The following is a 25,005-nucleotide window of genomic DNA, read 5'->3' as shown; positions in this document are numbered from 1 at the left end:
TCGCGGGGAGAGGGTCGGGGTGAGGGGCTCTCTTCGCAAACTCGCTCACAATCGGACTAGCGGAGAGAGCCCCTCACCCAGCGCTTCGCGCCGACCTCTAAGAGCGAGCTTCGCTCGTCTCGACCCCGCAAAGGGCGGGGCGAGGTTGAAAGAACCGCTCCTGATTCAACCTATCAACATGCCTGTTCTTGTGCCGCGCTTGTGGCGCCGGCGCAAACTGAGTTATCTTGCCCTGGCATCAGTTTTCCTGAGGGTTATGTGCGGCGACTGCTCTTTCTCAACGGTATCAAGGCGTTCGAGGCTGCGGCCAGGACCGGCAGCTTTGCCGCTGCCGGCGCCGAGCTCAACGTATCCGCCGCCGCGGTCAGCCGGATGGTGCATCTGCTGGAAGAGCGGCTCGGGGTGGCGCTGTTCGAGCGCAAGGCCAACCGCCTTGCCACCACGGCGGCGGGCCGCGCCTACCAGAGCGGGCTGACGCCGATCTTCGACGCACTGGCGAGCCTGACCGCGCAGGTCACCGTCCCCTCCAGCGTGCGCGTGCTGACCATCGGGGTCGGCCCCACCTTTGCGATGAAATGGCTGATCCCGCGACTGGCGGATTTCCGGAAATCAGAGCCCGATATCGACGTCCGCATCACCACCGGCGGCGTCGCGGTGCCGTTCGGCGAGGACTGGAGCTGCGGCATCAAGCTCGGCGATGGCGAATGGCCCGGCCTGATCGCCGAACCGCTATTCGCCGCCGACCTGCTGCCGGTGTGCGCGCCGCGCCTGGCGGGCGCACTCAAACGCCCCACCGACCTGAAGGGACCGACGCTGCTCCGCGTTGCGCATTCGCCCGACGATTGGCCGTCATGGCTCGAGGTGGCCGGCGTCCCCCGCATCACCGCGCGCGGGCCGGAGTTCGCCCAATACGGCCAGGCGCTGCAGGCCGCCGTCGACGGCCTCGGCATCGCCATGGGCATCCGCCCCTATATCGACGACGACCTCGCCGCCGGCCGGCTGGTCGCGCCGTTTGCGTTAAGCGTGCCGAAAGGCATGCGCTGGTATCTGGTGTATCGCGGCTTCAGCACCGCCCAGCGCGATTTCGCTGCGTTCCGGCGCTGGATTGTCCGCGCCGCGGCGGAGCCCGCCACACGCCGCAGGGGCCACAGACATGCCGGATGAAAAAATCGAGACGCTCGTGGTCGGCGGCGGCCAGGCGGGGCTCGTCATGAGCCACCGGCTGAAGCAGCGCGGGCTTTCGCACCTCGTGCTCGAGCGCCATCGGATCGCCGAGCGCTGGCGCAGCGAACGCTGGGACGGGCTGAAATTCCAGTTTCCCAACTGGTCGGTGCGCTTGCCGGACTTTCCGTTTCCGCACAGCGATCCGGATGGCTATGCAAACACCGACGACATCGTCAAATTCATCGACGACTATGCCGCCTTTGTCGCGCCACCGATCCGGTGCGGCGTCGCGGTAACGCGGCTGTCGCAGTGCGGCGGCGGCGGTTTCATCGCCGAGACCACCGATGGCACGATCGCAGCTGATAATGTCGTCGTCGCCACCGGTCCCTATCAGCGCAACCTCGTCCCGGATCTGCTGGGCGATCATCCCGTGTTTCAGGTCCATGCCGCTGACTACAAAAATCCCGGACAGCTTCCGCCGGGCGCGGTGCTGGTGGCCGGCGCCGGCGCGTCGGGCGCGCAGATCGCCGAGGAATTGCTGCAGGCCGGCCGCCGCGTCTATCTCTCGGTTGGACGGCACCGCCGCCTGCCCCGCCGCTACCGCGGCCGCGATTTGATCTGGTGGCTCGCCGAGATGCGCCTCGATCAGGTCACGCCGGAGGAGCGTGGACCCGCGCGGCTGGGCCCGGTCATTTCGGGCGCCTATGGTGGCCGCACCATCGATTTCCGCAGCTTCGCCGCCGACGGCATGATCCTGTTGGGGCGTATCGAGGCCGCGCATGACGGCGTGCTCGACATTGCGTCCGGCCTTGCTGAAAGCATGGCCGATGGCGATCTGGTCTACGCCACGTTTCTCGGCGCCGTGGACGAGTATGTGAGGCGGCGCAAGTTGGACCTCCCGGAAGATCCGGACGCCCGAACGACGCTTCCAAACCCGCCTTGCGTCACCGAGCCCCTGCGGCGTCTCGACCTCGCGGCGGAAGGCATCTCCGCGGTGATCTGGGCCACCGGCTACGGCGTCGATTTCGACTGGATCGACCTCCCGGTCACCGACGCCAAAGGTGAGGCCGTCCACCACAACGGCATATCCGCCGTGCCGGGCCTGTATTTCCTCGGCCTGCAATGGCTCTCGAAAATGAACTCCTCGTTCCTGTCAGGCGTCGGCGACGACGCCGAGGTGCTCGCCGATCATATTTTGGCGCGGCGCCTCTAACCTCGCCCCGCCTGCGGGGAGAGGGAGTGGAGAGAGCGCGGAACGCCATCGAAAAACTCTCCGACGTGTGAACCCGTTCACAAAGTCCCTGCCCCAGCCGTGCTTCTGTCGTGCCATGAGGCAACCCGGGGGACACGCCATGATCTATGGCGGCTTTGAAATTCAGTCGTTCGAAGCAGGGAGAGGGCTATGGCACGCCAGGATTCAACGGGCCGACCAGGAGCCGGTGGTAATCGATGGGATGGCGTTTCCGACGCTCGAAGTCGGTTTCGCGTGGTCGAATCCAGAAGCGGCGATTGCGGACGCGAAAGCCCATATCGACCGTTTCAAGCCGCGGTTTGCGAATCCGTAAGCGCTACCGGCGGGACTGCCGGCCGCCCGCTGGCCGGCCGAATCTCGCTAGCTTTGCCCGAACAGACCCTGCAGGCGACGCCGGTGCTCTCGTCCTGCCCGGATTGCAGCGCCTCGCTCGCAGTGCTGCGCATCATCCCCGGCCGCGCCGGCGCCGAGTACTGGACCATGCGATGCACCCGTTGCGGCGGGATCCATCTGGATATCGTCAACCCCCGACCGCCCCGCTGACGGCGTAAGGCAGGCCCGCCGCCATGACGGCGAGCGCATTCCATCCAGCCCATCGGCCTTTTACCGTTGCGCCGCGCTCGACACCCTGAAGGCATCGACCGGCGTCACCGGCTGCGTCGTGCCGGCTCCCGCGGCGGCGACCGCAGCACGCGTCTGCGCATCGGCGGACGTCGTCCCACGCGCCGTGTTGCGAATATTGGTCAGGCCGGTCACGGCGTTGTACCAGAACGGCGCGCCGAGCCCGACCAGCAAGCCGCCCAGGAAGAGGTAGAACCAGACGCCGGGCGAGGTCGGCACCTGACCCCATATCTCTCTTCGCCATTGGTTCTTGCCGCAGTCCTTCCAAATCGACGCGAAGCCTTCCCCCTCTTTCTTGTTCGGGTCTTTGCACGTCCAGACCAGCTCGTACATCTTCGCCCGCTCGATGCGTTCGTCGTTCCAGCCGATGGGCACGCCAAGATCGGCATATTGTTTGACCGTTAAGTTCGCCTTGGCGATCGCTTCCTTCCAGTCGCTCTTCAACCCCTCGATCTGCTTCTTGACTTCGTCCGAGGTCAATGTCGCGTCCGGATCTATCGCCTTCAGCACTTTCGCCGCTTCCGCGGCGGCCCTGTGCTGCGCCGTCACCGCCTCGGATTGCTCGATCACCTTGGCGCGTGCGTTCGGATCGCGCAGATAGGTTCGAAACAGATCGACCGCATCGACATGGGCGAGGAAAGCCAGCGCCATCGCCACGACAACGGAAAGCAACCGGGCCCGGCCCTCGAAATAGACGCTGGCTTCCTTGCCGAACGCCTCGAACTTTTGCGTGACATCCTTGAGCACGACATTAACCGCGTCCGCCGCCGTGGTGCCGGCCTGCTGGGCGGCATTGGTGGCCGCCCTATCCGCGTCGGCAATCGCCTGCCCGACATCGATGCTGCCGAGCCGCTCCATGAACTCGGCCGGCGTCATCGCGGCCAGATCGCGGCCGCTCCACAGGCCGAATACCCGCTTCGGATTGGCGGCGACCTGCGCGGCCGGATCGGTCGGCGTCGCCTTGGGCGTCACCCCCATCGGCGCGCGGTTGGCGCTCATGCGTTCGACGAACGCCGTGCGCGTGTCCGCCACCAGCTCCCTGATCCGATCGTTCCTGGCGGCGGCCGCGATCGTCGCATCCGCCTCCACGGCGCGCGTGATCGCCGGGATAACGTATTTCGCGAGCACCTGATCGAACATCTGCCTGAGTACGTGCTTCAGCCCTTCTTCGCGCATCGAGAAAATGCGGTGAATGATTTCGACGAATGACGAGACCACCAGCGACAGCGCGAGCATCGTGATCGCGAAGGCCAGCGCGGCTTCAATCAGCTGCATGACTTCCCCCGAAGCTTACGCCGCACCGATACAATCACGGGCTGTTTTTACCGACAAGACTCCGCGCGGCGATTCCAGACGTTTTGCCATCCCCCGGTCGGGTGACATGACGGCTGCGATTGTCAGTGGCTGGCAGCAGCGCGGAAGCCAGCGGATTTGCCGCGGGACTGCAAAACGAGTTGCCGATTTCGGCCTTTTCAGCGGCCTGCCGCAGTCCCATATTGCCGTCATGGCGAAGACTCCCGAAGTTCCCAAGAAATCGAAAACCCCGAAATCCAAAGCCCACCGGCCCGAAGTGCAACCGATCGGGCCGGCGCTCGCCGAACTGCTCAATCCCGCGATCAACCGCGGCGATGCCGGCATGGGTTCGGGCACCGGCCTGCAGCCGCCGCCGGACAATTCGTGGGACCGCCGCGCCGGCGGCGAGGCCGCGGCGCATCGCGCGCGCGCTTCGACCAAGGGAACCAGCGATGACGTCGCCAAACGCGATGCATCGAGCCAAGGCCTCGAAGAAGCTCCGCAAGCCAATTACGGCACCTCGGCCACCATCCCCACGCTCGACCCCGAACTCGCGCGGCAACTCGGGCTGCCGACGGCGGAGGACGACGACGAGGCGCTGGCCCGGCCGCCGCGCAACAAGATGGAGGCGCTCGGCGTCAAGGCCACCGCCGACGCGCTGGAGAATCTGATCCGCGACGGCCGCCCGGAATTCAAGGGCAACGATGGCCAGATAAAAGTCTGGACGCCGCACCGGCCGCCGCGCCCGGAGAAATCCGAAGGCGGCGTGCGCTTCGAGATCAAATCCGAATACGAGCCGAAGGGCGACCAGCCGACCGCGATCGCCGAACTGGTCGAAGGCATCAACCGCAATGACCGCACCCAGGTGCTGCTCGGCGTCACCGGCTCGGGCAAGACCTACACCATGGCCAAGGTGATCGAGGCGACGCAGCGCCCCGCCATCATCCTGGCGCCGAACAAGACGCTGGCCGCGCAGCTCTATGGCGAGTTCAAGAGCTTCTTCCCCGACAACGCGGTGGAATATTTCGTCTCGTACTACGATTACTATCAGCCCGAGGCCTACGTCCCGCGCACCGACACCTATATCGAGAAGGACTCTTCCATCAACGAGCAGATCGACCGCATGCGCCATTCGGCGACGCGCGCGCTGCTGGAACGCGACGACGTCATCATCGTGGCGTCCGTGTCGTGCATCTACGGTATCGGCTCGGTCGAGACCTACACTGCGATGACGTTTGCGCTGAAAAAGGGCGAGCGCATCGACCAGCGGCAGTTGATCGCCGACCTCGTGGCGCTGCAGTACAAGCGCACCCAGGCCGATTTCACCCGCGGCACGTTTCGCGTCCGCGGCGACGTCATCGACATCTTCCCGGCGCACTATGAAGACCGCGCCTGGCGGGTGAACCTGTTCGGCGACACCGTGGAGAATATCGAAGAATTCGATCCGCTCACCGGCCACAAGCAGGACGAGCTCGAGTTCATCAAGATCTACGCCAACTCGCACTATGTGACGCCGCGCCCGACGCTGGTGCAGGCGGTCAAGTCGATCAAGAGCGAATTGAAGCTGCGGCTCGACGAGCTCAACAACCAGGGCCGCCTTTTGGAAGCGCAGCGGCTGGAGCAGCGCACCACCTTCGATCTCGAAATGATGGAAGCGACGGGAAGTTGCGCCGGCATCGAAAACTATTCGCGCTATCTGACGGGACGCCGACCCGGCGAACCGCCGCCAACGTTGTTCGAATACGTGCCTGATAATGCGCTGGTCTTCGCCGACGAAAGCCACGTCACAGTACCGCAGATCGGCGGCATGTTCCGCGGCGACTTCCGCCGCAAGGCGACGCTCGCCGAATACGGCTTTCGTCTACCCTCCTGCATGGACAACCGTCCGCTGCGGTTCGAGGAATGGGACATGATGCGCCCGCAGAGTGTCGCGGTGTCGGCGACGCCGAGCGGCTGGGAGTTGAACGAGAGCGGCGGTGTGTTCGTCGAGCAGGTGATCCGCCCGACCGGACTGATCGATCCTCCCGTCAACATTCGCCCCGCGCGTACGCAGGTCGACGATCTCGTCGGCGAAGTCCGCGCCACCGCGCAGGCCGGCTACCGCTCATTGATCACGGTGCTGACAAAACGGATGGCGGAGGACCTCACCGAATACCTGCACGAGCAGGGCATTCGCGTGCGCTATATGCACTCTGATATCGACACGATTGAGCGCATCGAGATCATCAGGGATCTTCGATTGGGCGCGTTCGACGCACTGGTCGGCATCAACCTGCTGCGCGAGGGCCTCGACATTCCCGAATGCGCGCTGGTCGCGATCCTCGATGCCGACAAGGAAGGTTTTCTGCGCAGTGAAACGTCACTGATCCAGACCATCGGCCGCGCCGCGCGCAACGTCGACGGCAAGGTGATCCTCTACGCCGACCAGATGACCGGCTCGATGGAGCGCGCCATCGCCGAAACCGACCGCCGCCGCGAGAAACAGGTCGAATACAACACGGCGCACGGCATCACGCCGGAGAGCATCAAGAAGTCGATCGGCGACATCATGAACTCTGTCTACGAACGCGACCACGTGCTGGTCGAGATCGGCGACGGCGGCATGGCCGACGACGTCATCTCGATCGGGCACAATTTCGAAGCTGTCCTCTCCGACCTCGAAACCCGCATGCGCGAAGCCGCTGCCGATCTGAATTTTGAGGAAGCCGCAAGACTCCGCGACGAAGTCAAACGCCTGCGCGCGACCGAGATGGCGGTGGTCGACGATCCCACCGCGAAACAGCGTGCCGTGCAAGGCAAGGCCGGCGCTTATGCCGGGACGAAGAAGTACGGCGAGGCCGCGAACCTGCCGGTAAGCGCGATGAAGAAGAAGGGCGTGTCTTCCGCGGTCAAGGCGAGCGGCAGCGGCCCTTCAAAGGTCCACAAGCCGCATCTCGACGAAATGCACGGCCCGGAGTCCCTGCCCTTCCGCCCCAACCGCGCCGCACCTCGGAAACCCTCGCCCGACAGCGGCAGCAAAATCTTCCAGCCCACCGACTCCCGCCAATCCGGCCCCGAGTTCGGCCCTGCTCCAAGATCGAGCGGCGGTGCGCCGGGGCATCGGGGTGGGTGGAAGAAGAGGTAGGCCCTTTCTTTCAGTTGCCGCCCGCACTCCGCCAGGCCTGCTCAAGCGCCAGGGCAGCCAAGGTAAGGCCGTCGTCCAGTTGACGGTTTGCAATCCCGGCAGCGAGTTCTCGCGCCGTCAGAAATTCCAATCCGTCGATCGGCTCGTCGCTGGCGACGAGTTTCGCGTTGTCGATCTCAACGGCGTAGACCTGAAGGGGGATGTTCATCAGACCGGTGTCAGCATAGGTGACGCCGACATTTGTCAGCGACAACGCACCCGCACCGATTTCCTCTTTCAGCTCCCGCCGGATCGCCTGCTCCGGCTGCTCGCCGCGATCGATGAAGCCGCGCGGAAATTCGAGATGCACTTTTCCCGTAGCGTATCGCCAGTGCCGGATCAGGACGTAGGTCTCCCCGAGCCTGGGCACAGCGATCACACCACCGCCGCTCGCGTGCCCTCGTTCGATCGTGATGTAGGTACCGAACGTTCCGGAGGGAAAGCGGACGGGATCGCGGACGATCCTGACGTATTGATCGGCGTAGACCTCACCGAGCGTCGCCCAGCTCTCGGGCAGACCAGCCGCACGCAGCCGCGACTTTTGCTGGTCGACCGCCCGTTCGATGTCTTCCGGCTCGACCAATTTGGTAATCATGGATTTCCGATGCTCCTCGCTATTCCGGAAGATTGATCGTGTTCTCCCGATCATCCTCGCGGGCCTTTGTTTCGCTCGTGTCCTTCACTGATACATTGCCTCTGGCCTTCTGATAGGCTGCTATCTTTTCTCTGGTTCGACGAAACATGTCGGCCGGATTTTCGACGCGCTTCTTCAAGAGCGGATATTTGCGAATGGCCCGTTTCCGTCCGCGCTTGTCAATCGTGTTGTAGGTCGCCTCGATCAGGATCGGCGAGGTTGCTTCCGCGAACATCGAAGGCAGCTCATGCGGTATTTCGATGCTGTGTCCGCCGACAAACTCCGAGAAGATCTTGACGCCCACATTTGCGAAGGATGCGCCGATCTCCCACCACCCGGATACCTCCTCCATCACTTCGCGCGTTGCAACGACCTGTGCTGCATTGGTGAGAAGGGCTGCATGAACCTGATTCAGCGCTTCCAGGTTCTTGGAATCGAATATGGCATGAGCGGCCAGCCGCCCGCTGTTGCGCGCAGGCAGGATTCGCTTCACCGTGTCCGCGTATTCGCTCCAGCTTGGATTGGCGCGCAGCTGGAGAACGTCGGCGAGGCTCAGCTTCTGCAGGAAGTCGAAGGAATTGAACGTGTTCAATTCGTCGAAAGCGCCGCGCGTCAGAAGGTCGATGAAGGCCGCCTCGTCCTCTGCGTCGAACAGCGAAAGCTGGACTTCGCTCTTTGGCGGCTCGTGCAGCACGGTCCGGTCGATGTCGCCGGCCGAGGTGACGGCGTAGCGTGACAGCGCGTCCGGCAGGTTGCAGTTGTATTTCAGGTCGACCAACGCCTTGATTTCCCGCGCAAACGGCTTGTTGGCATCGAGGAAGCCTCCGACCGTCTTGCCCTCGAGCGAGACGAATTGTTCGTACATTTGCTCGCGCGTGACATAGCTCGGTCCGCCCTCCTGACGCCACGCGCGTTTGCCAACCGCGAACTTGACGACTTCCGCGATCGTGTCCGCAAAATGCTCCCACTTCTGTTCGGGAATCTTCAGATCGGCCGCGAGCCTCTCGAAATGATCAACGGTGTTCAGGGTCTGGGCATAGTTGTGAAACGGCCGCGCCAGGTGATTGACCAGCATATCCCGGTTTCGCTCGTCATCGTTCCAGTCAAAGCGCAGGCAAGGGATATCCGAATTGGTGAACAGCGCCCGTAATGCCGCCAGCTGATGGCCCGTGAGGTGATGTTCATAGGTCTTGAAATTGAGCTTGTCTTCCAGCGATCGCTCGCCGGCGAAGAAGATGATCATCTGCTCCTTGTCGAACAGCTTGACCAACTCGTCTCTCTCGGTCTTGTGCGAGCATAGATCGCCGATCACGTCATTGCTGTAGAGGTAGGCGCGGTTGAGGATAAGCTGTTCCGACGTCAGCAGCGCTCCCATGAACTCGCGCCGGATGGCGTCCGTGCGGTGCTCCCCCAGGCTGTGGTAACCGCGCTCGCCGTCGAGCTTGCTGGCCAGCTCCGGCGGAAGCCATTGATTGTCGAGACATTGGGCCACGACGGCAAGATCGCGCACCTGATCTGAGGTCTTCTTGCGAATCGGCATGAGAAATCCCCTCGCAAATTGAAAATTGAAAATTACTTCATCAAGAACCTAGAGTTTAGCCATAAAAATGTGACAGCGGGTCTAAAAAATCCGACCATGGCGCAGCGAAATGGTGCGATGGGCCGCGCGGAGACCCCTATCGTTCGCTTGGCTGATGCAGCTATCGTCGACGGGGCTATAATAATAGCGGCCGTCGGGCCATTGTCGGAACATCACTTGCGAGTCAGACGGACAGAACGATGCAAACCGATCGCAGGCCATTGTCCGACCGGCTCGCCGCCTTTCCTCGCCTCGGCTTGGCCAGCCTGCCGACCCCGCTCGGACCGATGAAGCGGCTGACGGCGCATCTCGGCGGACCGCGGCTGTGGGTCAAGCGCGAGGATGCGACCGGGCTCGGCTTTGGCGGCAACAAGTTGCGCAAGCTCGACTACGTCCTGCAGGAGGCCGTTTCCAGCGGCGCCGATACGATCGTCTCGGGCGGTGTCGTGCAATCGAACAGCCAGCGGCAGGTTGCGGCGGCGGCGGCCAAGCTCGGCCTCGCCTGCCATCTTGCCGTCTACCACGGTCGGCTCGAACCGCCGACGCCGGAATACAAGACCTCCGGCAACGCGTTTCTCAATCGGCTGTTCGGCGCGCATCTCCATGATGTGCCATGGACCGGCGACCGCAATGCCGCCATTCGCGCGCTCGTCGACGATCTCCAGGCGAAGGGTCACAAGCCCTATTTTGTTCCTTACGGCGTCTCGAATGCGCTCGGCGCCGTCGCCTATGCCACGACGATCGCCGAGATCGAACCGCAGGCCGCGCAGTTGGGTTTTGCGCCAACCGCGATCGTCCACTGCACCGGCAGCGGCGGCACGCAGGCAGGCCTCGTCGTCGGTGCCGCCGTCGCCATGCCAGACACGCGGATCGTCGGGATCGATATCGACGCCGAGCCCGCGCGGGTGCGCGCCGACGTCGTGGCGTTTGCGCAAGAAGCGTCCAACCTGCTTGATATTCTCTTCGACGAAGCAAGCGTGGAAGTCGTCGCGGGCCATGCGGGCCTTGCCTACGGGGTTCCGCACGAAGCCACCATCGAAGCGATCCGCCTCGCCGGCCAGCTCGAGGCGCTTCCACTCGATCCCGTCTATTCGGGCAAGGGCCTCGCGGGCCTGATCGCCCTGATCCGCCAGGGGCGCTGGCGCAGCGACGAGGATGTCATCTTCCTGCACACCGGCGGCGCACCGGCGCTTTTCGCCTACCAGAGCGCGCTCGGGATTTGAGCTGGCGGGGCCGAAGTCACCACCAGGGGTGGGGAGGCTTCTGGTGCGCATTCTGCTAACGTGTACCGAACTCCGATCGAGCCTTTGCCGTCACCGTCTTAACGAATGCATGCTTCCCATTGCGAAATCCTTCGATGTCGTCCCCGAACGCGCGTGCGAGCGACTTCTTCAAGCTCCCATAGGCGCTCGCCGTCTCCGGGTGAGCGCGCAAATAGTCGCGAAACAACAGAAAGTCCTGCCAGCGCGGGTTGGACGGCTCCATGACATGGACGTGGTGGGTCCAGGGACCCGGTATCCCCTTGCGGAAGAACAGCTCGGCCGGCAACCATGTTTCGTACTCGGGTATATAAGTGTAGCGCAGTGCTCGAAGCGGCTCCACGCAAGTGGACTTCGCTAAAGCGAGGCTCTGCACGCCGACCAACAGATCGATAATCGGTTTAGCCGCCAATCCGGGCACTGACGTACTTCCGATATGTTCGATCGCGACCGCCGGACCAAACACACCCTGCAGGCGCTCGCATTCTTCATCGAACAAAGCAGGCCATCTCGGGTCGTAGTCACGAACCTCGATAGCGCCACCGCCATATCGTTCCATACCGACCTCCTGGATAGGTCAGATTTTGCAAAAGCGCTACTTGTGCAGGCAACTTGTCGTCCGGCGCAAAACTGCGGCCGCGCGAGTCATCGGCGCTCGACTTCATACGATCTAGTCCAGCAATCTGGCCCATTCATGAAAAGCTGGTTGCGTCCGGCAGAAAATAGTTGAACCCGTGCCGGCAGTTCGACGCGCCCGGGACAAACGAGGATGGCTCACCTCATACTCACTACCGCCACTGCCAGCAGCGCCAGCATCAGTTCGGTCGTCACCAATTGCACCGACGTCGTCGGCCGCTCGCGCCACTTCTCGATCTTCTCGGCGAACGACAGGCCAGCGTTGAAGAACAGGGGCTCGTATCCGTGCTTGAAGAATTTTGGAAATTTTGGCGCGAGCCAGGCCGTGAACACGCCGTGGAGCGTGCACGCCAGCATGTCCGCCCGCGCGCCGATGCGCCGTGACATGCGTCACGCGGCGGCCGTTCGCCCGGTGAACCTCTCTTCGCGGTCTCAATTCATCGCAAAGCGCGCTGCGCCAAAACGCCGATTTCATCAGGCCGATCAAGGCGATTTGGGTGGTCCAGTCCCGTCAGCGAAAATAAATCGCTTCGCCGTTACCCCAAATCACCCCTACAACTCCCGCCATCCCGCGCCCATGAGAGGGGCGTATCGCGATCGTCACGGACGTTGGGTGCGGGATGCGATGGACGCGGCAGCGTCGGGCGCGAACGGGATCGCAGGGCGGGCTTCGGCCTGTGAGCGAGCAGCCGGCGCGCAGACGAACGGCGCTTAAACGCCTTCGCCAGAATTTCGGTCGGCAGCACATGAGCCGGTCGAAGCGTTTTGGCGGAGGAAGCCGCGGACGGCAAAGGCGTGTGGTCCTGGCACCCGTGGCTGGTGTCAAGCTGATGGAGATTTGTCGAGCCCAACCGGGCTTCGGCCAGTCGCCAATCCATCAGCGACGGTGGCAAGAGGAATTCGTCGCCGGGGAGAGCGCGCTATAAGCCGTAAAACCATTGCGCAGGGAAGGCCGGGTATTCCGGCGCACCTTGCGGTCACCCGTGTGCATTTTGTGCGCACGATCGCGGGTGCTGAGGGCACCCGGCTTTCCCTGTGCCCTCTTCGTTTTCGAGGGCATCGCCGATCGCATCACTTCGGGCGCCTCGCGCCGCGGGAATGCGAAGGCGTGTCTTCTTGTAGGATGATGGCTGTTTGAAATTCGAAAACGAGCACGCGGCACACTCGCTGTCGTCCCTGCGAACGCAGGGACCCATACCGCGTGATCTATCGATAAGGCAGTGCGGCCGACGCCTTTCGCAAAACTTCCGGCGGTGGTTATGGGTCCCTGCGTTCGCAGGGACGACGTCGAGAGCGGAGAATCGCGCCCCCTCACCCCGACCGGCGGTTGCTCGTGTTCTGCGTCAGATTGCCGTGCGCGGCCTGTTCGCGGATGTTGTTCTTCTCGTCGTCGCGATGGCCCTTGGTGGTGTCGAGGGGAACGCTGGGCGCGCTGCCCGCGCCCTTGTGGCTCTGGTTACCTTCCGGGATCGGAGGTGCGGTTTTCGTCATCATGGTCTCCGTATCAACGGATGAGAAACAACGCCGGCCGTGGCGGGATCGTTCCCGGGGCACGTCGGCGTGCAACGGCGGCTGCGTCCGAATACCTTCAGAAACATACTTTCAGAGACTTTAAATCCTTTTGCTGATTGATACCTGTGCCGTTCCGTTCACAATGGGACCGGCCGCAATCGCGGGATCGAACACAAGGTGGGCGAATGACCGAGGGATCAAATCGTCAGCACGTGCTGGATTTCCTCAACGTCCTGTATTCCGGCGACGTCGAAGCCACGCTCGAGCGCTGCACCGACGACATCGAATTCCTCGCCAACGCCCCGATCGACATCCTGCCGCATATGGGCCACCGCCGCGGCAAGGCCGAAATGCGCGAGATGTGGAATGCGGTGCGGGCCCGCTATTCCGAGCTGCGCTGCGAGGTGCCGATGCTGGTCACCGAGGGCGACAAGGCGGCCGCGTTCATCCGCGTGTTCTTCCGCAAGAGCATCAATCAGCGCATGGTGCAGTTCGACGTCGCCGGCTTCTATACGCTGCGCGACGGCAAGATCAGCCAGATCAGGGAAGTCATCGACACCTTCGATCTGGTCCAGCAACTGCTCGAACGCGACGTCGCCGCGATCCTGACCGGCAGAAGGCCGGACCCGATCTAGCGTTTGTGGACTCTGTCATTCCGGGACACGCCGCGGCGTAGAGCTCGGATGTGTGACTGCACGTCGGATGTGCACGCCAAACGCGCCGCTCATTTTCCGCGCAGCATTGAACCTCGTCGCGCTTGCCGTGACACACCACAGGGCTGTTTCCGACACGAAGAACGTATGAAGATCGCCCTGCCGGCTTTGCCTGGCTTGGCGCAGGGGGCGCTGGTCGGCACGGCGCTGGGCATCGGGGCTGGACTCGCCTGGGTCGAAATCTTCAAAACCACGAGTTTTGAAGGCGATAGCGGGATACCGGTGTTCTTCACCTTCATGCCGCTGCAGGCTGTGATCAGCGGAATCGGCGGCGCCCTGCTGTTCGGCATCATCGCATTCGCGACGCCGGAATCGCCATCGAGCGCGAGCCGGTGCGCCGTCATGACTGATAAGTGACCGGAAAACGGGCGAAAACGCCGCATTTGTGCAATGCAGAAACAATGATTGTAATTTGGGCGAGCTGCTCTATTTGTAGCTCCAACAGTGAGTACAGCATTTCAGCCCGGCATCGATGACGATGCTCATTAGGGCGTGATTGCTGTTTGCAAATCCAGTTTTCAAGGACCAACTTAAAATGACAGAGCATAGTCTCTGGCGTTTTTCGCGTGCGTTTCATCGCGCGATCAATGAACGCCAGCCCGCCGATCTCGAAGCGCTGCTCGACGAGGATGTCGACTGGGCGATCTATGGACCGATCGACATGTATTCATTCTTCGGCTCGCGCCGTGGCAAGGCGGCCGTGATCGATGTGATCAGGCAGATCGCGGACAACTTCCGCGTCCACCGCTTCGACCGCGAATCGATCATGCTGGGGGTGGATTCGGCCTCCTCGATGATGCGCTATTCGCTGACCGCGCTGGATTCGAACAAGCCGATCTCCTTGCGGATCGCCCATTTCGCCCAGTTCAGGGCCGGTCGCCTGACCAACTTCCGTGTGCTGGTCGACACCTTCGATCTGGTCGAGCAGACCGTAGGCTATCCGATTCACCTGCCGCGGATGGCGATCTAGCTCACGTCAATCGATTCCAATCGTCATGCCCGGAAGCGCGAGCAGCATCTTCGCGCCTGGGCATCCACGTCTTCCTTCGCCAGCCCCAAGGGGGCGTGGATGGCCGGGTCTCTGGCGCGATGACGCGCTGTGCCCGGCCATGACGTTCACGTGAAGTGAGCAAAGATCGCGCACGCCATAATTTCGCAACAGAGCGAACGCATTCTGGGCGAGACTTGGAATGCGGGCGGGCAATGATTCCCAAAATGCGGTTTGGCTGGGCGCGGCTGCCAATGCTGGTGGCCGGCGTAAGTTTGGCTTCGATGGTGGCGGCAGCGGCGCAAACGCCGCCTTCCGACGACGATCCGGAAATGCCGGTGGCGGAAGAGACCGAGACGGCGCCCGACGTCAACGACGTCGACATCATGAAGGACATCGACGTCAGCAAGCTCGACTGGAGCCTGCTCAATGTCGATGCGTCGACCCTGACCGGTCCGGAGCCCAAGGGAGGCGGCGCGTCGAAAGCCGTCGCCAGCGCGGATGCCGCGTGGTCCGCCAATGAAAGGGCGAACGGCACCTCCGCGGTGTCGGTCAAGCAGTCCATCTCGCCGTTCTTGGATACGCGCGTCGGCGCCGACATGACGGTCGCACGGCAGGGCACGGCGACCACGTCGGAGTTGCTCTCGGAAAAACTCGCCAATGGCGGCAGCCTGCCGCAATCCTCCGGCACCGCCTGGGCGGCGATCACGGCCCCCGGCGTCGCCTCGATCTGGGACAAGACCTCGGTCGAGGCCCGCGTCGATCCCGGATCCGAGCAGAGCAGGCTCGGCACCTCCTTGAGCAAATCGCTGCCGCTCAGCGAGCAATATTCGGTGACCCTGAAGAACGACTACAATTTGATTCAGCAGGGCCTCGTGCCGGTGCCCGGCATCGTCAGCCATCCTGCGCGCAGCTACGAGACCGACCAGTCGGCAAAGCTCAGCATTGCCGACACCGGCACCAGCCTGATCGCCGGCCAGACCCTGTCGACGTCGGACGACAGATGGCTGCGCAAGGTCGGCGCCGAGCAGAAGCTGTTCGACGGCGTCACCATTTCCGGCTCGATCGGCGAAACGCCGTCCGGCGCCGCCAGCAAGAGCCTCAGCGCAGGCTTCAAACGCAGCTGGTAAGGGCCGGAAATGTCCCGATTTGACGCGTTTTCCGCCCCAAAACCCCCGCCCCCGAGAATGATCCACCATTGCCGCAGATTGGCCCAGATGCGGCCAAAATCGGCAGCGCAGATGGACCCCGCTCCACTTCGTCGTGCGGGGGACGTCCGCGCTCGCCTGAAAGCGAAACAGAGGAATTGCCGATGAACGCCACCATTCGTCCGGAACAGATTGATGAAACCCCGGAAGTCGACAACGATCTCGCCGCCGTATCCGAAGTCGAAGCCGGTATCCGCGAATTCGTTCGCAACGACATTGCCTATCTGCGCCGGCCCGCGGTCGCCGCGGAGACTGCGCCGCTCGACGCCAATGCGGAAGCCACCGTCAACAACGTCAATTCGCTGATCCAGCGCGTCGCCGGCACTTCGCTGGCGGAAATCGAGAAGCTGATTTCCGAACTCGAAAGCCTCCGCGACCTGCTTCATGCCGAAGGCCAGCGCGTCCAGCGCGAGATTTCCGGCTATGCCCAGCTCAGCCAGGCCGCGATGAAGTCGACGCGCATGATCGCCGACAACGTCACGCAGTGGAAGCGCGCCGCCGACGGTCTGCGCAACAGCTAAGCGCGATCGTTGCAAAAATCTGACACTCCGCCGTGTTCCGTAAGGGAGCGCGGCGGTTTTGTTTGGCTGTGTTCGATCTGAACTTTATAAACACGGTCGCGTCCAGGGACGGATGTCGTCACGTGGCGACAGGCACCTTTTGGGGACACACCGGCGATGCAAAACGTTCAGCCAGACAACGTTGATTCAATGCCGCTGCGGCAATCGTCGCATCGCGTGGGCACGATCGTGATCCGCTTCGTCGGACTGCTGACGTTTGCGGTCGTGGCGATGACGCTGATCTGGAGCCGCTGAACTTTCTTCAGCGCTCACGGCGATCCGATTCGCCGGCTACTGGCGGACGAACGCGGTGTCCTCGATCGTGTAGACACCGTCGGCGTAGGATTTCACCACCATCGTGGCGGTCAGCATCACCGCCATCGTGACGGTTGCGAAGATAAAGCCGACGAATTTCAGGCTGCCGCGATCTGCCATGGTCATCCCCTCGGTACTTCCCCTGAGACGCATATGGCAGGCAGAAAGTTCAAAATGCGTTAGCAAGAAATCCATTCCATGGAGTCATGGATTACGAGGAGCTAACGGCACGACTCGCTAACCATGTTGCGCCCGGACTGGGGGCACGTAGCCCGGATGGAGCGCAGCGAAATCCGGGAACACCATATCCGCCGCGGGCCTGCCCCGGATTTCGCTTCGCTCCATCCGGGCTACGGTTGATCTGCGGGTAGCTAACTCCGTCGCGGCACGAAGGCGGTCGCGAGGAACGAGTACACCTGCTCGCCGCGCTGGTTGGTGCCGGTATTGCGGGCCTGCACGATGCCCCATTCGGGACGCTTCTCCGAGGTCCGCTTGGTTTCAACCACGCTGGAAAAGTCGATGGTGTCGCCGGCCAGCACCGGCTTGATCCAGCGCAATTCACGAAAGCCGGGCGATGGCCCCCACACCGCGACCTGCTCGCCGCGTGCGACAGCCTCCGCCGTCAACCGCTTGCCGTCGGCGACCAGGAGCTTCATGCAGACCGCGGCGACGTGCCAGCCCGACGCAGCCAGTCCCCCGAACAGGGATTTGCGTCCTTCCTCCTCATCGAGATGAAAGCGCTGCGGATCGAACTGCGTGGCAAACTTCTTGATGTCGGCGGCGGTGAAGGTGAACGAGCCGAACTCGCGCTGCGCGCCGATCTCGATGTCCTCGAAGAAACGCATCGCTACTTCGCCCCCGATTCGGCGCGCCGGCGCACGATGATCGGCGACTCCATCTCGCACAGCACCACGCCGGCCGCGTTGCGGATGGTGCCCTTGAAGGTCACGATGCCGGTTTCAGGACGGCTCTTCGAAATCCGGGCCTCCGCGACGTCGACATCCAGCGTCAGGTCGTCGCCCGGCCGGAGCGGCGCCAGCCAGCGCATCTCGTTGACGCCGGGCGAGCCGAGCGAGGCGGTACGGCCGATAAAGCCGTCAAACAGCATCCGCATCATGATCGAGCCGAGGTGCCAGCCCGATCCGGACAGCCCCTTCAGCATCGACGCATTGGCGGCGGCCTCGTCCAGATGCATCGGCTGCGGGTCGAATTCGGCGGCAAAGGCCAAAATGTCCTCGCGCGTGACGTGGCGCGGTCCGAACCTGCCGAAATGGCCGGGCGTGAAGTCTTCGAAGGTCAGCGTTGTCATCGATTGAAAATTTGGACTGGGATTAACGGTGGAGAAGCCCGAATGTGGCCGTTATTTGCGGCAATCTCAACCCACCCACCCGCATGGCTTGTTCGCCACGGGCGAGTACCGCCAGCGGCGCTCGCCCGTGACTTGCCCGGAACAATTTTCGGGGCTAGCCCTGTGCGGTCTGGGACCAGGTTGTTTGATTCGCCGGAGAACCATCCATGTTGGATTTTCAGGATCTGTTTCAGTGGGACCGCTTCATCACGCCCACGATCATCAAGACCTTCTACTGGCTGGTCATCGGCTTGATCGTGCTGTTCGGCCTGTCCGGGATCTTTTCGGCGCTTGCCGCGATGGCGATCAGCCCGTTCGGCGGGTTCATCCTGTTGCTGTCCTCGATCGCCGGTATCGTGGTCGGCGTGGTGTTTTCGCGCATCGCCGCGGAATTCATCCTGATCGTCTTCCGCATCAACGAGCACCTCGGCGCGATCCGCGATCAGGGGCAGATGCGGTAGGCTTTCTCCGTCATCCTGAGGAGCGCGGAACGCGCGTCTCGAAGGATGATAGAGCCCGCGGCCCATCCTTCGAGACGCCGCGCAAAAGCGCGGCTCCTCAGGATGACGGCGGAGTTGGTGGCGAAGAATTCTAGGTATTAAACCTGAAATGCATCACGTCGCCGTCGGCGACGACATATTCCTTGCCTTCCAGCCTGAGCTTGCCGGCGTCGCGGGCGCCGGCTTCGCCGTTCAGCGCGACGTAATCGGCATAGGCGATGGTCTCGGCCCGGATGAAGCCTTTTTCGAAATCGGTATGGATCACGCCGGCCGACGCGGGCGCCTTGGTGCCGCGGTGGATGGTCCAGGCGCGGGCCTCCTTCGGGCCGACGGTAAAATAGGTGATGAGATCGAGCAGCTGGTAGCCGGCGCGGATCAGCCGGTCGAGGCCGGCCTCCTCAAGACCGAGCGTCTCCAAAAACTCGGTGCGCTCCTCGCGTGACAGGGTCGCGATCTCGGATTCGATCTTGGCCGAGATCACCACGGCGACCGCGCCTTCCTTCTTGGCGTGCTCGAACACCTGCTTTGAAAAGCTGTTGCCGTCCTTGGCCGAGCCTTCCTCGACGTTGCAGACGTAGAGCACCGGCTTCGACGTCAGCAGGCCCAGCATATTGAACGCGCGCTCTTCCTCGGGCTTGCGCTCGAGAAAGCGCGCCGGCTTGCCGTCGCGCAGCAGCGCCAGCGCTCGGTTGACGAGATCGAGCGCCTCCTTGGCGTCCTTGTCGTTGCCCTTGGCCTTTTTGGCGAGATTGTCGACGCGCTTTTCCAGGCTGTCGAGATCGGCAAGCATCAGTTCGGTTTCGATGGTCTCGATGTCGGCCAGCGGCGCAATCTTGCCTTCGACATGGGTGATGTCGGAATCCTCGAAACACCGCACCACATGCGCGACCGCGTCGACCTCGCGGATGGTGGCGAGGAACTGGTTGCCGAGGCCTTCGCCCTTCGAGGCGCCGCGGACGAGGCCCGCAATGTCGACAAAGGTCAGCCGGGTCGGGATGATCTGCGCGGAGCTTGCGATCGCCGACAGCTTGTCGAGCCTGGGATCAGGCACGGCGACCTCGCCGACATTCGGCTCGATGGTGCAGAACGGATAATTCGCCGCCTGCGCCGCCGCCGTCTCGGTCAGCGCGTTGAACAGCGTCGACTTGCCGACATTGGGCAGGCCAACGATACCGCATTTGAATCCCATAATACGTCCTGAAGTCCGTTCGCGATGTCAGCTGCCGCCCTTGGCGTCACCATCGCCCTTGTCTAAAATTCCCTTGGCCTGCAGAACCAGATGTACCTTGTTCTGGAAGGTCGAGTCCTTGCCGGTCGCCAGCAGCCCGGCATTGTCGGCAATCGCCTCGCACAGCGCTTCTACCCACGGCCGATCGCTCTTGGCAAAGTCGGACAGCACGTGGCTGTGCACCAGTTCCTTGACGCCGGGATGACCGATCCCGAGCCGCACCCGGCGGTAGTCGTTGCCGATATGCGAGGAGATCGAGCGCAGTCCGTTATGACCGGCGATGCCGCCGCCGATCTTGACGCGCACCTTCGCCGCCGGCAGTTCGAGTTCGTCCTGAAACACGGTAATGTCACCGGCGGACAGCTTGAAGAAGTTGGCGGCTTCCTGAACCGCGCGCCCGGACTCGTTCATGTAGGTGGTCGGCCGCAGCAGAACGACCTTTTCGCGATCGAGTGTGCCTTCGGAGGTCTCGCCCTGAAAACGGCGGCGCCACGGTGCGAAACCGTGACGCCGCGCAATTTCATTGACGGCCATGAAGCCGATATTGTGCCGGTTGTTCGCGTATTTCGAACCGGGGTTACCGAGACCGACAAACAGGCGCATGACGCGGCATCCCGCCGCTGCTTACTTCTTCTTGTCGCCGCCAGCCGGCGCCTTCGCGCCAGCTGCCGGAGCGGCAGCACCCGCCGCAGGGGCGGCAGCAGCCGCCGGCGCCGCCGCGGCACCCGCCGCCGGAGCAGCCGTGCCCGCAGCCGCAGCAGCCGCCGCAGCCTTCTGTTCTTCGGCGTAGCCGGACGGCGGCACGATGGTCACCAGCGTCGCGTCCTCACGCGACAGCGACTTCACGCCGGCCGGCAGCTTGATCTCGGAGAGATGCAGCGAGTGGCTGATTTCCAGCGCGCTGACATCGGCCTCGATGTACTGCGGAATATTGTCGACCGAGCATTCGAGATCGATGGTGTGGGTGACGATGTTGACGGTGCCGCCGCGCTTGACGCCGGGCGAGGTTTCGCCGTTCACGACGTGCAGGGGAACGCTGACGCGGATGGTCGCGCCTTCACCGAGCCGCATGAAATCGACGTGCAGCGGGAAGTCACGAACGGGATCGAGGTGGAAGTCGCGCGGAATCACGCGGTGCTTCTTGCCCTCGAGATCGATGTCGTAAATCGTGGTCAGGAAGCGGCCGGCGAGGATGCGCTGGCGCAGTTCCTTGTCGTCGACCGAAATGGTCACGGGGGGCTGGTTGTTGCCGTAGATCACTCCGGGCACTCTCCCGGCGCGACGCTCTGCCCGGGCGGCCCCCTTGCCGCTCTGCGGACGCGCGGTCGCCTTCAATTCCTTGACGGTCGCCATCGTGTTAAGTCCTTGTTTTCTAAAAAGTTAAAGGCCGCATCGCGGCCCGTTGGCGTCCCACAGCAAGCCTCCAGGGGTGCGGGGGCTGCGGACGTGGCGGGCTTTTAGCCCCAAAGGCGAGAAATGACAAGGAAATGAAGGGATTTTTCTGCGGTTTAGGGTCATTGAGGGCCCCAAAGCCGTCATGCCCGGTTTTGGGCCGGGCATCCACGTTCTTGCCGCCGCGACGAAGAGCCGTGGATGGCCGGGAATGTACCCGACCATGACGATTGGTGATGAAATCCCTACCCGTCCGTCTTCGTGCTGCCGGCGTCCGGCGCCGACGGCGAAATGCCGAGCTTGGCTTCGAGCGCCGCGATCCGGCCCTTCAGCGCCTCATTCTCCTCGCGCGCCAGGCGCGCCATGTCCTTGACCGCGTCGAACTCCTCGCGCTTGACGAGGTCGAGATCGCGCAGGATGCGCTCGGCCTGGTTGCGCACGACCGTATCGACCTCGCGCTTGACGCCCTGGGCCGCGCCGGCGGCGTCGTTCATCAAACGGCCGATCTCGTCGAAAAACCGATTGCTGGTCTGGGTCATCTGAAAACGCTCCGGTCGCTGCAAATTGATCGTCACAGACATGACAATGGCGATCCCAGGGACAAGGTTCAAGTGCGCCGTGCAAAACCAACCTGATGCCCTTCGCCTTGTCATGCCCCGGTTTCCTTGCAATCGTATCAAGCGCTTAACCAGAAACCAGAATCACAACACATGAAGAAACGCCCATGATCGACCAGCAGATCGATATTGCGACCAAGGACGGCAAGACCACGACCTTCATCACCCATCCCGAGCGCGGCGGGCCCTTTCCGGTCATCATCTTCTACATGGACGCGCCGGCGATCCGCGAGGAACTGCGCGACATGGCGCGGCGGCTCGGCACGTCGGGCTATTACGTGATGCTGCCCAACATGTATTACCGCTCAGGCGTCATGGAGATCGGGCCGATCAATCCGGATCCAAATTCGCCCGAACGCAAGAGGATGTTCGAACTGATGAACTCGATCAACATCCCCCTGGTGATGGAGGATACCAAGGCCTTGCTCGCCTTTGCCGAGACGCAAAGTGCAGCTAATACCAAGATCGTCGGCACCGTCGGCTACTGCATGAGCGGCCGCTACGCAGTCAACGCGGCGACGCATTTTCCGGATCGTGTGAAGGCGGCAGCTTCGATCTACGGCACGCACCTGGCGACCGATCAACCCGACAGCCCGCATCTTGCCGCAACAAAGACCAAGGCCGAATTGTATTTCGCCTGCGCCGAGACCGACGTCTATGCGCCGCAGGAGATTATCGACAAGGTCGCGGCCGGCATGAAGGGATCGAACAACGAGGTCGAGATCTATCCCGGCACCCATCACGGCTTCGCTTTCCCGAAACGCCCGGTCTATGACCGCGATGCCGCCGAGCGGCACTGGGAGCGGCTGCTGGCGCTCTATCACCGCAACCTGTCGACGTGATCGCAGGCTGGCGATGGCAGAAATCCGACTCAGAGATTACCAAAGTGCAGACGCGGAAAACCTGAACCGGATTGCAATCTCGGCGTTTGATGAGTTTCGAGACCACTATGATGACTGGCCGGCGATGCGTGCCGGCCTGTCGAAAACCTCGGCGCTTAGCGTGAGCGGAGAAGTCATCATTGCCGAACTCCAAATTGCCGAACTCCGAGACAAGTTCGCGGGCGCCGTCGCCTATTTCGGGCCCTACAGTCAAAAAGCCGCGTTCTTCGATCAACGCTGGCCCATCATTCGCATGCTGGTCGTCGACCCCGCGTTTCGCGGAAAAGGAATTGGGCGAGCCTTGAGCGATGCGTGTATTGCGAGAGCCAAGCGCGACGGATCGCCGATCATCGCGCTCCACACCAGTCCGATCATGTCAGTCGCCCTGCCGATGTATCTGAAGATGGGGTTCGTCAAAGCCTATGATGCCCCGCCGATCTTCGGCGTAGCCTACGCGGTCTACACCAAAACCCTGTGAGCCAGATGCCCTTTCTCGCCATCACCTTTCCGACAATTGATCCCGTCGCCATATCGATCGGACCACTCGCGATCCGATGGTATGCACTGGCCTATATCAGCGGCATCGTGATCGGATGGGTCTATGCGCGCGCGCTGATCAGAAGCGAGAAATTGTGGGGCGGTCCGGCACCGATCGCGCCGGTGCAACTCGACGACTTCATTCTCTGGGTGACCCTCGGCATCATCCTCGGCGGCCGCACCGGCTACGTGCTGTTCTACAATCTCCCCTTCTTCATCGAGCATCCGGCCGCCATTTTCAAATTGTGGGAGGGCGGCATGTCCTTTCACGGCGGCTTTCTCGGCTGCGTCGCCGCGGTGATGCTGTTTGCACTCAGGAACAATATCTCCATCCTGTCGCTTGGCGACATCACGACCGCGGTCGCTCCGATCGGAATATTCCTCGGGCGGCTCGCCAACTTCATCAAGGGCGAGTTGTGGGGCCGTGAGGCGGATGCCAGCGTGCCCTGGAGAATGATCTTTCCCGATGACACGCAACACCTTTTCCGCCATCCAAGCCAGCTCTACGAAGCTGCGCTCGAGGGTATCCTGCTGTTTGCCATCCTGGCTGTCATGATCCGGATGGGTGCGTTGAAACGGCCGGGCCTGATTCTCGGCAGCTTCATCACGATCTATGGCCTTGCACGTATTACGGGCGAGTTTTTCCGCGAACCCGATCCCCAGCTTGGATTTTTGTGGCGCGGGCTGACCATGGGTATGCTGTTGTCGGTGCCAATGATCATTGCTGGAGCCATCCTGATCATAATGGCATGGCGCCGCAAGACGCCGGAGCATATACAGAAGTCGATTTAAGGCAGGCCGTGACCGAATTTTCACCGCTGCAGGCGGAGATCCACAAGCTGATCAGATCGTCGGGACCGATGCCGGTCTGGCGATACATGAAGCTGTGCCTGATGCATCCCGAGCACGGCTATTACGTGTCGCGCGATCCGCTCGGCCGCGAGGGCGATTTCACCACCGCGCCCGAGGTCAGCCAGATGTTCGGCGAGCTGCTCGGTCTATGGACGGCCTCGGTGTGGAAGGCGATCGGCTCGCCGCCGACGCTGCGGCTGGTCGAACTCGGCCCCGGCCGCGGCACCATGATGGCGGACGCGCTCCGTGCGATCCGGGTGCTGCCACCGCTCTATCAATCGCTCCATATCGATCTCGTCGAGATCAACCCTGTACTGCGCGAAAAGCAGCGGACGACGTTGTCAGGCGCCCGCAACATCACCTGGCATGACAGCATCGACGACGTGCCGGAGGGCCCCGCGGTCATTCTCGCCAACGAATATTTCGACGTGCTGCCGATCCATCAGGTGGTCAAGCGCGAGACCGGCTGGCACGAGCGTGTCGTCAACCTCGACGACAATGGCAAGCTGGTATTTGGAGCCTCGGACGACCCGATGCCGCGCTTCGAGGTGTTGCTGCCGCCGCTGGTGCGCGCGGCCCCGGTCGGCGCCGTGTTCGAGTGGCGGCCGGACACCGAGATGATGAAGATCGCCGCGCGGGTGCGCGACCAGGACGGCGCGGCGCTGATCATCGATTACGGCCATCTGCGCAGCGACGCCGGCGATACCTTCCAGGCGATCGCGCGTCACAGCTTTGCCGATCCCCTGAAAAATC

At 62.7% G+C, this 25,005-nt stretch carries 30 protein-coding genes; 17 read left to right on the top strand and 13 right to left on the bottom strand.

Annotated elements, in window-relative coordinates; all coding sequences use genetic code 11:
* Positions 1-258 precede the first annotated feature (258 nt).
* From V1283_RS00150 to V1283_RS00135, 4 genes are all read left to right on the top strand, one after another.
* On the top strand, positions 259-1,164 hold the full coding sequence (locus V1283_RS00150) for a LysR substrate-binding domain-containing protein (protein ID WP_334384442.1): 906 nt from the start codon (positions 259-261) through the stop codon (positions 1,162-1,164).
* On the top strand, positions 1,154-2,377 hold the full coding sequence (locus V1283_RS00145; protein WP_334384441.1) for an NAD(P)-binding domain-containing protein: 1,224 nt from the start codon (positions 1,154-1,156) through the stop codon (positions 2,375-2,377). Before V1283_RS00150 ends, V1283_RS00145 begins: the two co-directional genes overlap by 11 nt.
* Positions 2,378-2,516: 139 nt before the next feature.
* Complete coding sequence (locus tag V1283_RS00140; RefSeq protein WP_057853134.1) at positions 2,517-2,729, top strand: hypothetical protein; 213 nt, start codon at positions 2,517-2,519, stop codon at positions 2,727-2,729.
* Between the two features lie 29 nt (positions 2,730-2,758).
* Positions 2,759-2,959, top strand: a complete 201-nt coding sequence (locus V1283_RS00135; RefSeq protein WP_334392910.1) for a hypothetical protein — start codon at positions 2,759-2,761, stop codon at positions 2,957-2,959.
* 60 nt (positions 2,960-3,019) lie between these two features.
* Here V1283_RS00135 and V1283_RS00130 read toward each other — a convergent pair whose 3' ends face one another.
* Entirely contained in the window at positions 3,020-4,312 is a 1,293-nt protein-coding gene (locus tag V1283_RS00130; RefSeq protein ID WP_334384440.1) for a hypothetical protein, read from the bottom strand.
* A gap of 229 nt (positions 4,313-4,541) precedes the next feature.
* Here V1283_RS00130 and uvrB point away from each other — a divergent pair, with 229 nt between their 5' ends.
* The gene (gene uvrB / locus V1283_RS00125; RefSeq protein ID WP_334392909.1) at positions 4,542-7,454 is read left to right on the top strand and encodes an excinuclease ABC subunit UvrB; all 2,913 of its coding nucleotides are present in this window, start codon (positions 4,542-4,544) and stop codon (positions 7,452-7,454) included.
* A gap of 10 nt (positions 7,455-7,464) precedes the next feature.
* Here uvrB and V1283_RS00120 read toward each other — a convergent pair whose 3' ends face one another.
* Entirely contained in the window at positions 7,465-8,088 is a 624-nt protein-coding gene (locus V1283_RS00120) for an NUDIX hydrolase (RefSeq protein ID WP_334384439.1), read from the bottom strand.
* A gap of 19 nt (positions 8,089-8,107) precedes the next feature.
* A complete protein-coding gene (locus V1283_RS00115) occupies positions 8,108-9,667 on the bottom strand; it encodes a hypothetical protein (RefSeq protein WP_334384438.1) in 1,560 nt (519 codons plus the stop codon).
* Positions 9,668-9,906: 239 nt separating this feature from the next.
* Between V1283_RS00115 and V1283_RS00110 the strand changes: the two genes are divergently transcribed.
* Positions 9,907-10,929, top strand: a complete 1,023-nt coding sequence (locus V1283_RS00110) for a D-cysteine desulfhydrase family protein (protein ID WP_334384437.1) — start codon at positions 9,907-9,909, stop codon at positions 10,927-10,929.
* Between the two features lie 55 nt (positions 10,930-10,984).
* Here V1283_RS00110 and V1283_RS00105 read toward each other — a convergent pair whose 3' ends face one another.
* From V1283_RS00105 to V1283_RS00095, 3 genes are all read right to left on the bottom strand, one after another.
* Positions 10,985-11,524 (bottom strand): GrpB family protein, encoded by a 540-nt coding sequence (locus V1283_RS00105; protein WP_334384436.1) that lies wholly within the window; start codon positions 11,522-11,524, stop codon positions 10,985-10,987.
* Between the two features lie 215 nt (positions 11,525-11,739).
* Positions 11,740-11,988: a hypothetical protein gene (locus V1283_RS00100; RefSeq protein ID WP_334384435.1), complete on the bottom strand. Its 249-nt coding sequence runs from the start codon at positions 11,986-11,988 to the stop codon at positions 11,740-11,742.
* 924 nt (positions 11,989-12,912) lie between these two features.
* A complete protein-coding gene (locus V1283_RS00095; RefSeq protein WP_334384434.1) occupies positions 12,913-13,092 on the bottom strand; it encodes a hypothetical protein in 180 nt (59 codons plus the stop codon).
* 206 nt (positions 13,093-13,298) lie between these two features.
* On the opposite strand from V1283_RS00095, the gene V1283_RS00090 reads away from it, so the two are divergent.
* From V1283_RS00090 to V1283_RS00065, 6 genes are all read left to right on the top strand, one after another.
* Complete coding sequence (locus V1283_RS00090) at positions 13,299-13,748, top strand: nuclear transport factor 2 family protein (protein ID WP_334384433.1); 450 nt, start codon at positions 13,299-13,301, stop codon at positions 13,746-13,748.
* A 165-nt stretch (positions 13,749-13,913) separates the two neighbouring features.
* A complete protein-coding gene (locus tag V1283_RS00085) occupies positions 13,914-14,183 on the top strand; it encodes a hypothetical protein (protein WP_334384432.1) in 270 nt (89 codons plus the stop codon).
* Positions 14,184-14,361: 178 nt separating this feature from the next.
* Complete coding sequence (locus tag V1283_RS00080; RefSeq protein ID WP_334384431.1) at positions 14,362-14,796, top strand: nuclear transport factor 2 family protein; 435 nt, start codon at positions 14,362-14,364, stop codon at positions 14,794-14,796.
* A gap of 245 nt (positions 14,797-15,041) precedes the next feature.
* Positions 15,042-15,944, top strand: a complete 903-nt coding sequence (locus tag V1283_RS00075; protein WP_334384430.1) for a hypothetical protein — start codon at positions 15,042-15,044, stop codon at positions 15,942-15,944.
* Positions 15,945-16,126: 182 nt separating this feature from the next.
* Positions 16,127-16,543, top strand: a complete 417-nt coding sequence (locus V1283_RS00070; protein WP_334384429.1) for a hypothetical protein — start codon at positions 16,127-16,129, stop codon at positions 16,541-16,543.
* Between the two features lie 156 nt (positions 16,544-16,699).
* Complete coding sequence (locus V1283_RS00065; RefSeq protein WP_334384428.1) at positions 16,700-16,837, top strand: hypothetical protein; 138 nt, start codon at positions 16,700-16,702, stop codon at positions 16,835-16,837.
* 36 nt (positions 16,838-16,873) lie between these two features.
* Here the strand turns inward: V1283_RS00065 and V1283_RS00060 are convergent, their stop codons facing one another.
* From V1283_RS00060 to V1283_RS00050, 3 genes are all read right to left on the bottom strand, one after another.
* Entirely contained in the window at positions 16,874-17,017 is a 144-nt protein-coding gene (locus V1283_RS00060; RefSeq protein ID WP_025590610.1) for a hypothetical protein, read from the bottom strand.
* A gap of 251 nt (positions 17,018-17,268) precedes the next feature.
* On the bottom strand, positions 17,269-17,742 hold the full coding sequence (locus tag V1283_RS00055) for a MaoC family dehydratase (protein WP_334384427.1): 474 nt from the start codon (positions 17,740-17,742) through the stop codon (positions 17,269-17,271).
* A gap of 2 nt (positions 17,743-17,744) precedes the next feature.
* Complete coding sequence (locus V1283_RS00050) at positions 17,745-18,206, bottom strand: MaoC family dehydratase (protein ID WP_334384426.1); 462 nt, start codon at positions 18,204-18,206, stop codon at positions 17,745-17,747.
* A 206-nt stretch (positions 18,207-18,412) separates the two neighbouring features.
* Between V1283_RS00050 and V1283_RS00045 the strand changes: the two genes are divergently transcribed.
* Positions 18,413-18,706 (top strand): DUF4282 domain-containing protein, encoded by a 294-nt coding sequence (locus tag V1283_RS00045; protein WP_108522017.1) that lies wholly within the window; start codon positions 18,413-18,415, stop codon positions 18,704-18,706.
* Between the two features lie 130 nt (positions 18,707-18,836).
* On the opposite strand, the gene ychF is transcribed toward V1283_RS00045, so the two are convergent.
* The 4 genes from ychF to V1283_RS00025 all read right to left on the bottom strand — a co-directional run bounded on the left by ychF (position 18,837) and on the right by V1283_RS00025 (position 21,904).
* Positions 18,837-19,934 carry a redox-regulated ATPase YchF gene (gene ychF, locus V1283_RS00040; RefSeq protein ID WP_334384425.1) on the bottom strand — a complete coding sequence of 366 codons (1,098 nt, stop codon included), beginning with the start codon at positions 19,932-19,934 and terminating at the stop codon, positions 18,837-18,839.
* Between the two features lie 27 nt (positions 19,935-19,961).
* Entirely contained in the window at positions 19,962-20,576 is a 615-nt protein-coding gene (pth, locus tag V1283_RS00035; RefSeq protein ID WP_334384424.1) for an aminoacyl-tRNA hydrolase, read from the bottom strand.
* A gap of 21 nt (positions 20,577-20,597) precedes the next feature.
* Positions 20,598-21,326, bottom strand: coding sequence for a 50S ribosomal protein L25/general stress protein Ctc (locus tag V1283_RS00030; protein WP_334384423.1), 729 nt, complete (start codon positions 21,324-21,326; stop codon positions 20,598-20,600).
* A 284-nt stretch (positions 21,327-21,610) separates the two neighbouring features.
* The gene (locus tag V1283_RS00025; RefSeq protein ID WP_334384422.1) at positions 21,611-21,904 is read right to left on the bottom strand and encodes an accessory factor UbiK family protein; all 294 of its coding nucleotides are present in this window, start codon (positions 21,902-21,904) and stop codon (positions 21,611-21,613) included.
* Positions 21,905-22,089: 185 nt separating this feature from the next.
* Here V1283_RS00025 and V1283_RS00020 point away from each other — a divergent pair, with 185 nt between their 5' ends.
* The 4 genes from V1283_RS00020 to V1283_RS00005 all read left to right on the top strand — a co-directional run.
* Positions 22,090-22,824 (top strand): dienelactone hydrolase family protein, encoded by a 735-nt coding sequence (locus tag V1283_RS00020; protein WP_334384421.1) that lies wholly within the window; start codon positions 22,090-22,092, stop codon positions 22,822-22,824.
* Between the two features lie 13 nt (positions 22,825-22,837).
* Positions 22,838-23,341 (top strand): GNAT family N-acetyltransferase, encoded by a 504-nt coding sequence (locus tag V1283_RS00015; protein ID WP_334384420.1) that lies wholly within the window; start codon positions 22,838-22,840, stop codon positions 23,339-23,341.
* A gap of 5 nt (positions 23,342-23,346) precedes the next feature.
* Positions 23,347-24,192 (top strand): prolipoprotein diacylglyceryl transferase, encoded by an 846-nt coding sequence (lgt, locus tag V1283_RS00010; protein WP_334384419.1) that lies wholly within the window; start codon positions 23,347-23,349, stop codon positions 24,190-24,192.
* An 8-nt stretch (positions 24,193-24,200) separates the two neighbouring features.
* Positions 24,201-25,005, top strand: an 805-nt coding sequence (locus V1283_RS00005; protein WP_442895684.1) for a class I SAM-dependent methyltransferase, incomplete at its 3' end; no start/stop codon positions are given.

This window comes from Bradyrhizobium sp. AZCC 2262, from assembly GCF_036924535.1.
GTDB lineage: Bacteria > Pseudomonadota > Alphaproteobacteria > Rhizobiales > Xanthobacteraceae > Bradyrhizobium.
Note: the sequence above shows the minus strand (reverse complement) of the source record. Positions and strands in the feature narration are given on the sequence as shown.

Bases quoted from the DNA above. Each gene is read 5' to 3' on its own strand.
- V1283_RS00145 (WP_334384441.1), top strand. From the start codon at position 1,154: ATGCCGGATGAAAAAATCGAGACGCTCGTGGTCGGCGGCGGCCAGGCG.
- V1283_RS00140 (WP_057853134.1), top strand. From the start codon at position 2,517: ATGATCTATGGCGGCTTTGAAATTCAGTCGTTCGAAGCAGGGAGAGGG.
- V1283_RS00130 (WP_334384440.1), bottom strand. From the start codon at position 4,312: ATGCAGCTGATTGAAGCCGCGCTGGCCTTCGCGATCACGATGCTCGCG.
- uvrB (WP_334392909.1), top strand. From the start codon at position 4,542: ATGGCGAAGACTCCCGAAGTTCCCAAGAAATCGAAAACCCCGAAATCC.
- V1283_RS00120 (WP_334384439.1), bottom strand. From the start codon at position 8,088: ATGATTACCAAATTGGTCGAGCCGGAAGACATCGAACGGGCGGTCGAC.
- V1283_RS00115 (WP_334384438.1), bottom strand. From the start codon at position 9,667: ATGCCGATTCGCAAGAAGACCTCAGATCAGGTGCGCGATCTTGCCGTC.
- V1283_RS00110 (WP_334384437.1), top strand. From the start codon at position 9,907: ATGCAAACCGATCGCAGGCCATTGTCCGACCGGCTCGCCGCCTTTCCT.
- V1283_RS00105 (WP_334384436.1), bottom strand. From the start codon at position 11,524: ATGGAACGATATGGCGGTGGCGCTATCGAGGTTCGTGACTACGACCCG.
- V1283_RS00100 (WP_334384435.1), bottom strand. From the start codon at position 11,988: ATGTCACGGCGCATCGGCGCGCGGGCGGACATGCTGGCGTGCACGCTC.
- V1283_RS00095 (WP_334384434.1), bottom strand. From the start codon at position 13,092: ATGACGAAAACCGCACCTCCGATCCCGGAAGGTAACCAGAGCCACAAG.
- V1283_RS00090 (WP_334384433.1), top strand. From the start codon at position 13,299: ATGACCGAGGGATCAAATCGTCAGCACGTGCTGGATTTCCTCAACGTC.
- V1283_RS00085 (WP_334384432.1), top strand. From the start codon at position 13,914: ATGAAGATCGCCCTGCCGGCTTTGCCTGGCTTGGCGCAGGGGGCGCTG.
- V1283_RS00080 (WP_334384431.1), top strand. From the start codon at position 14,362: ATGACAGAGCATAGTCTCTGGCGTTTTTCGCGTGCGTTTCATCGCGCG.
- V1283_RS00075 (WP_334384430.1), top strand. From the start codon at position 15,042: ATGCGGTTTGGCTGGGCGCGGCTGCCAATGCTGGTGGCCGGCGTAAGT.
- V1283_RS00070 (WP_334384429.1), top strand. From the start codon at position 16,127: ATGAACGCCACCATTCGTCCGGAACAGATTGATGAAACCCCGGAAGTC.
- V1283_RS00065 (WP_334384428.1), top strand. From the start codon at position 16,700: ATGCAAAACGTTCAGCCAGACAACGTTGATTCAATGCCGCTGCGGCAA.
- V1283_RS00060 (WP_025590610.1), bottom strand. From the start codon at position 17,017: ATGGCAGATCGCGGCAGCCTGAAATTCGTCGGCTTTATCTTCGCAACC.
- V1283_RS00055 (WP_334384427.1), bottom strand. From the start codon at position 17,742: ATGCGTTTCTTCGAGGACATCGAGATCGGCGCGCAGCGCGAGTTCGGC.
- V1283_RS00050 (WP_334384426.1), bottom strand. From the start codon at position 18,206: ATGACAACGCTGACCTTCGAAGACTTCACGCCCGGCCATTTCGGCAGG.
- V1283_RS00045 (WP_108522017.1), top strand. From the start codon at position 18,413: ATGTTGGATTTTCAGGATCTGTTTCAGTGGGACCGCTTCATCACGCCC.
- ychF (WP_334384425.1), bottom strand. From the start codon at position 19,934: ATGGGATTCAAATGCGGTATCGTTGGCCTGCCCAATGTCGGCAAGTCG.
- pth (WP_334384424.1), bottom strand. From the start codon at position 20,576: ATGCGCCTGTTTGTCGGTCTCGGTAACCCCGGTTCGAAATACGCGAAC.
- V1283_RS00030 (WP_334384423.1), bottom strand. From the start codon at position 21,326: ATGGCGACCGTCAAGGAATTGAAGGCGACCGCGCGTCCGCAGAGCGGC.
- V1283_RS00025 (WP_334384422.1), bottom strand. From the start codon at position 21,904: ATGACCCAGACCAGCAATCGGTTTTTCGACGAGATCGGCCGTTTGATG.
- V1283_RS00020 (WP_334384421.1), top strand. From the start codon at position 22,090: ATGATCGACCAGCAGATCGATATTGCGACCAAGGACGGCAAGACCACG.
- V1283_RS00015 (WP_334384420.1), top strand. From the start codon at position 22,838: ATGGCAGAAATCCGACTCAGAGATTACCAAAGTGCAGACGCGGAAAAC.
- lgt (WP_334384419.1), top strand. From the start codon at position 23,347: ATGCCCTTTCTCGCCATCACCTTTCCGACAATTGATCCCGTCGCCATA.